The organism is Paenisporosarcina sp. TG20, assembly GCF_000286315.1.
GTDB lineage: Bacteria > Bacillota > Bacilli > Bacillales_A > Planococcaceae > Paenisporosarcina.
In genome coordinates this window covers 1-4,830 of sequence record NZ_ALJG01000133.1, presented here as the reverse complement: position 1 = coordinate 4,830, position 4,830 = coordinate 1, and the positions used below count along the sequence as shown (strand labels likewise).

Here is a 4,830-nt window from a genome sequence, read left to right as displayed (position 1 = left end):
TAAAGTTAGGATTTCCGAAGAAATCCCTTGTTTTTTCACATATTAGTGCTTATAACAAAACTTGTCGCGCTACTTCTTTAGCTAATGAGGAAACAGATTCACTTTTCGGTGGCATCATTCTTTGAATGATCCCAATCTTGAAATCTTTATCATATCTAACCATTGGTATCTTCCCTCTCCCGGTGGCTTATAAATAACTAGACGTATTACGTAACCCCATGACAACTAGCCTAACACAGGGGGTTAATCACTCCCTCCTACGACCATGGATGTAGACCGAACGATCAGCATTTTGCAGGCACTGAAAAAATTAGGTGTGAAAATTAGTATTGATGACTTTGGTACGGGCTATAGTTCTTTGTCTTACTTGAAAGAATTCCCGATTGATTGCTTAAAAATTGATCAGTCCTTTATTCGAGATTGCCATCTTGACCAAAGCAATGCCACTATTGTCAAAACAATCATTTCGATGGCTCATCACTTGAATATCCAAGTAATTGCTGAAGGTGTTGAGACGAAAGAACATCTGGACTTTCTCCAACAAAATCTATGCGATTCAGTACAAGGTTATTTATTGAGTAAGCCGATACCAGCGGAAAACATAGAGGTACAATTCCCTGACTTACAAAAAATCATAAGAAGATATGGACTAACCAGCGAAATCAGTCATCGTCTATGGTTAGAAAGAGAATTAGAAATGGCGAAACAAGAGTTGCAGGAAACGATTCGTCAACAGGACGGTATGACGCTTAAATACAAATTAAAAGATGGGAAATTAATTCATACAATGTGTGATGGGGAATTGGTCTATCGGATTGGATTATCCCCGGAGAAAGTCGTTGGAAAAAAACTTGCAGAGATATTGCTTTTGGAAAAAGCTATAAAAAAGGAAGCATTCTATCAAAGAGCGTGGCAAGGCGAGGAGAACGTTTCCTACGAAGGACATGAAAACGGTATTGTTTACCTGGCCACTTTAAGCCCGGTGTTCAGAATGGGGAAAGTGGTGGAAGTTATTGCTTCCTGCGTTGACATTACGGAACGTAAACGGATAGAAGAAGCCCTTCGACATATTGAAATTAACTACCGGTTAATCGCTGGAAATACGAGCGATATCATCACTGTTGTTGATAAAAATGGTGTAGTCCTTTACACTTCCCCATCTAGTGAATTTGTAAAAGGATATCCAATAGATCAATTAATTGGTTCGTCAGGGTTTTTATTCGTCTATCCAGTTGATTTGCCGTTGCTTGAGAACGCTTTTAGTGAAATCATGTTAACGAAAACTTCAAATCTTGTTCGATATCGTTTTATTCACAAAAATAAGTCATTGATTAACTTAGAAGCAAAAATTACACCTGTCGTGGGGGACAACGGTGACATTGAACATTTCGTTGTTGTTATTCGAGATATAACAGAACAAAAGAAAGCCGAAGACCATTTGAGAAATGGGAAAGATTATCCGTAGCTGGAGAATTAGCCGCAGGCGTAGCCCATGAAATTCGTAACCCTTTGACATCGATTAAAGGATTTTTCCAGCTCCTCGATAAGAGTAGAATAGCTGCAGAATATTACGATATTATGCTAAAAGATTTTAATCAAATTGAATCCATTATTAATGAATTTCTTGCCTTAGCCAAACCTGAGGCAGCTAGCTATATACCTACAGATTTAAAGACGATATTATCTAAAGTGGTAACTTTTCTTGAATCCGAAGCAAATCTAAAAAACATTATCATTGAATCCAAAATAGCAATAGACCCCCTTTTCATTATTTGTGATGAAAGCCAAATGAAACAAGTGTTTCTAAATATAATAATTAACGCGATTAAATCCACGACTAATGGTGGAGTTCTTAAAGTTTCAATGGAGAAAAAAGATGAAGAATCGGTTATTGTTCTTATTATTGACCAGGGATGCGGGATGACAGAAGATCGTGTAAAAAAACTAGGTGAGCCTTTCTATAGTCATTGACCCGATTGCAAATGCTCCCACAAATCCTGCGACTATTAATAGTTTCTTCATCTTATTCTCACTCCTGTTTTCAAATTATTAGTGGAAAAGTGTGATTCCTTTCCCTTATTAACAATCATTTTTCAGAACTTATCAGGAGAATGTCAAGAACTTGTTAAGATTAAGGATAAACGACATGAAGTTGGGAAGATTAATAAAAATGAGTTTCTAAACAAGGGAGGAATTCAAATGAAAATAAAAAGAAAACTAACTGTCGTTTCTATTTTATCCTTACTCCTTCTTGCCGGATGTGGGGGTATGAATGGAGGAAATACCGATAATATGATGAACTCTGGTGGTATAAGCCCTAACATGTTAGCTGACATGATGGCAACACCGGAGATGCAAGATGCAATGGTCCGTGTGATGAGTTCTCCTGAAATGCAGGATCAAATGGTGGAAATGATGAAGCAACCAGAAATGCAAAATACAATGATCGAGATCATGAATGATCCGAAAATGCAGAACACCATGATTGGGGTAATGAAAAGCCCAGAGATGCAAGAAACAATGATCGAGATCATGCAAACCCCTGAAGTAAAGGAATTATTAAAAACTGTGCTCAATGAAGGTTAAAAGCAAACAGAGGCTGACCTCAAAGCTAATAAACTTTAAAGTCAGCCTCATTTATTTATGAATGGTTCAAGCTAGATGTATCTAGTAATAACCATGTATAGAACATATCCAATCCCTACCAGGAACAGTAGTCTTTGCGATGGTCAAAGATTACCCCAAATATGTCTCATTTTGCTTCCCCTTAATGGTTCAAGTGTATAAACGATTATCTATAAAATGTAATCTATGTTTCCTTGTTCACGTAGAAAATATTCTTTAAATGATTTCTTCATAAAAGCAGCTACTGGACCTGTAACGGGAACTTTACTCCGAGTTCCACCCCAAATTGTATCAGCCTCAATATAGGCCGCATTGTCGCCACCCATCTCCATCACACATAGTACTTCAGGTGTATAAAGTGCATTTGCATTGCTGACTCTCAATTCATGAGCAATATTTCGAGCAATTACTTTTGCACCAGCCATTGCATTATGCCCCATTTTCGGACCTACCATCTGGATCATATCCCCAGTTGCAAAAACATTTGGATAGTGAACCGACCGCAGTTGTTCGTTAACTGGAACAAATCCACCCTCACCTTCCAGACCACTTCCTTGTAGTCCCTTTGGACCTTCGTATGCAGGCATGATAAACGACAATTGACTTTCCAAAGCAAGACCATCCTTAAACCGAACTTCATTTTCTGCTATATCACTTAACTCTACGTTGACATGAAGATGAATGTTATGTTTTTCAAACTGCTGTTTGACAAAATCGTGAACTACTGGTCCACCCGGGGCAAAAGCAACAGGCTTAGCGGTGAAATAATGAAATTCTGTTTGATCCCTTATACCCTTTTCACGGAGATAATGATCGAATTGGAATAAAACTTCAAGAGCCGGTCCCTCGCAAGGGCTATTTGCAGCTACACCAGCTACGAAAGTTCCACCTTTAAAAGATGAAATCGCTTTGCGTAGCTTTAAAGCCATATCGATTGTTTGCAATGAATGACCGTAATCCTTAAATCCAGGAATCTTTTCATATGCGAAATGTGCACCCATCGCCATAACAAGATAATCGTAGTCAATCGTTTGATCTGAAGAATAGACTTTCTGTTCTTTAGGGTCAATTTTTTCAATATCACCAGCTAAAAAGTCAATATCTCTCTTGTGCAGCAATTCAGGTAATGACAGAACAATTTCTTCGGGATTAATATGACCAAGTGCGACACCTGGGAAGGCAGCACGCATATAGAACTTGTCCAGATTTGAAATTAACAAAATATCATGTTCATTACCTAATTCATTTCGAAGGGATTGTGCAGCAACAATTCCCCCGAATCCTCCACCTGCTATAATAATTTTCGCCATGCAATATCATCTCCTTATTATTTTATACTCCCTATGGTATCTAAAAAATGTGAAGAAAGTATGAAGAAATAAAATTTTGTAATACCTTTTTCTATTGCTTTATTAGCTCATTATATGAAGAAGCACTCGATCATGTTTATTTCTTATTACATAAGAAATAAACAGTGTTTTCCTTAACAACCCATTACTAGAACGTCATCAAAGGAAAATCCTTTTATTAAAGAATCCCATTACTTCTGCAATACTTGCAATTTTGGCACTATCACTAAAAAGCTTGGTCATCTATTCGTTCATATTAGACATCGAACCCATCATCTCGTTCATATTTCCGATCATATCTAATCAATACAATATAGACCGTTAACACCATGATAATAAGTAAATGAAATGTGATTGCCCGATTCGGAAGTACAGCAATTTGAATAAGTGTGAGGTAGTTTTGAATGACAATCATAATTACCACTAGCGCATAAGCGATTAAGACCACATTAATAAATTTTCCAATCCACTTCCCAAGTAGTTTTACGTTTATATCAAACAAGTCATCGTCTTTAAACTGTAGGGAAAGCCAAATCATTGGAATGAGAGTAATATTTGCAATTACGCCAAAAAGAAGAGGGAGCCACCATTGACTATAACCTACAGGACTTAAAGCGTGATTCAATGACAATAAACCCGTGCCAATGATGACATTTTGAACCAAAAAAACTACATGGTAGCCATTTAACACTTTCTTTTTAGTTGCGTCCACTCTTTTCGCCTGCCTATTTAGTTTCAAAATTTTCTTGTTGTGATCTAGAAATGCCCTTTCTTTTTTTTATAAACTTCAATGGAAAACGAATAACGGTGTCCCTGAATTATTCATAGAATTTCCGTGACAGGCTAGAAACGCCCA

At 37.2% G+C, this 4,830-nt stretch carries 5 protein-coding genes and 1 pseudogene; 4 read left to right on the top strand and 2 right to left on the bottom strand.

Translation table 11 applies throughout. From position 1 onward, the window contains the following. Window positions 1-292: 292 nt before the first annotated feature. The 4 genes and pseudogenes from B371_RS21040 to B371_RS0101455 all read left to right on the top strand — a co-directional run bounded on the left by B371_RS21040 (window position 293) and on the right by B371_RS0101455 (window position 2,586). Entirely contained in the window at window positions 293-1,465 is a 1,173-nt protein-coding gene (locus B371_RS21040) for a PAS domain-containing protein (RefSeq protein ID WP_237721488.1), read from the top strand. A 14-nt stretch (window positions 1,466-1,479) separates the two neighbouring features. Then, window positions 1,480-1,635, top strand: a pseudogene (locus B371_RS24250) (histidine kinase dimerization/phospho-acceptor domain-containing protein); the annotation flags it as partial. Between the two features lie 153 nt (window positions 1,636-1,788). Beyond that, window positions 1,789-1,971: an ATP-binding protein gene (locus B371_RS24245; RefSeq protein ID WP_255348658.1), complete on the top strand. Its 183-nt coding sequence runs from the start codon at window positions 1,789-1,791 to the stop codon at window positions 1,969-1,971. A 228-nt stretch (window positions 1,972-2,199) separates the two neighbouring features. Beyond that, entirely contained in the window at window positions 2,200-2,586 is a 387-nt protein-coding gene (locus B371_RS0101455) for a GerD family protein (protein WP_019412547.1), read from the top strand. A 209-nt stretch (window positions 2,587-2,795) separates the two neighbouring features. On the opposite strand, the gene B371_RS0101450 is transcribed toward B371_RS0101455, so the two are convergent. Together B371_RS0101450 and B371_RS0101445 are read right to left on the bottom strand one after the other, a co-directional pair. Then, entirely contained in the window at window positions 2,796-3,935 is a 1,140-nt protein-coding gene (locus B371_RS0101450; RefSeq protein WP_019412546.1) for an NAD(P)/FAD-dependent oxidoreductase, read from the bottom strand. 295 nt (window positions 3,936-4,230) lie between these two features. Further along, a complete protein-coding gene (locus B371_RS0101445) occupies window positions 4,231-4,686 on the bottom strand; it encodes a GerAB/ArcD/ProY family transporter (protein WP_019412545.1) in 456 nt (151 codons plus the stop codon). Window positions 4,687-4,830 lie beyond the last annotated feature (144 nt).

What these genes read in the sequence shown, in the direction of transcription:
- B371_RS0101455 (WP_019412547.1), top strand. Translation starts at nt 2,200, where the DNA reads ATGAAAATAAAAAGAAAACTAACTGTCGTTTCTATTTTATCCTTACTC.
- B371_RS24245 (WP_255348658.1), top strand. Translation starts at nt 1,789, where the DNA reads ATGAAACAAGTGTTTCTAAATATAATAATTAACGCGATTAAATCCACG.
- B371_RS0101450 (WP_019412546.1), bottom strand. Translation starts at nt 3,935, where the DNA reads ATGGCGAAAATTATTATAGCAGGTGGAGGATTCGGGGGAATTGTTGCT.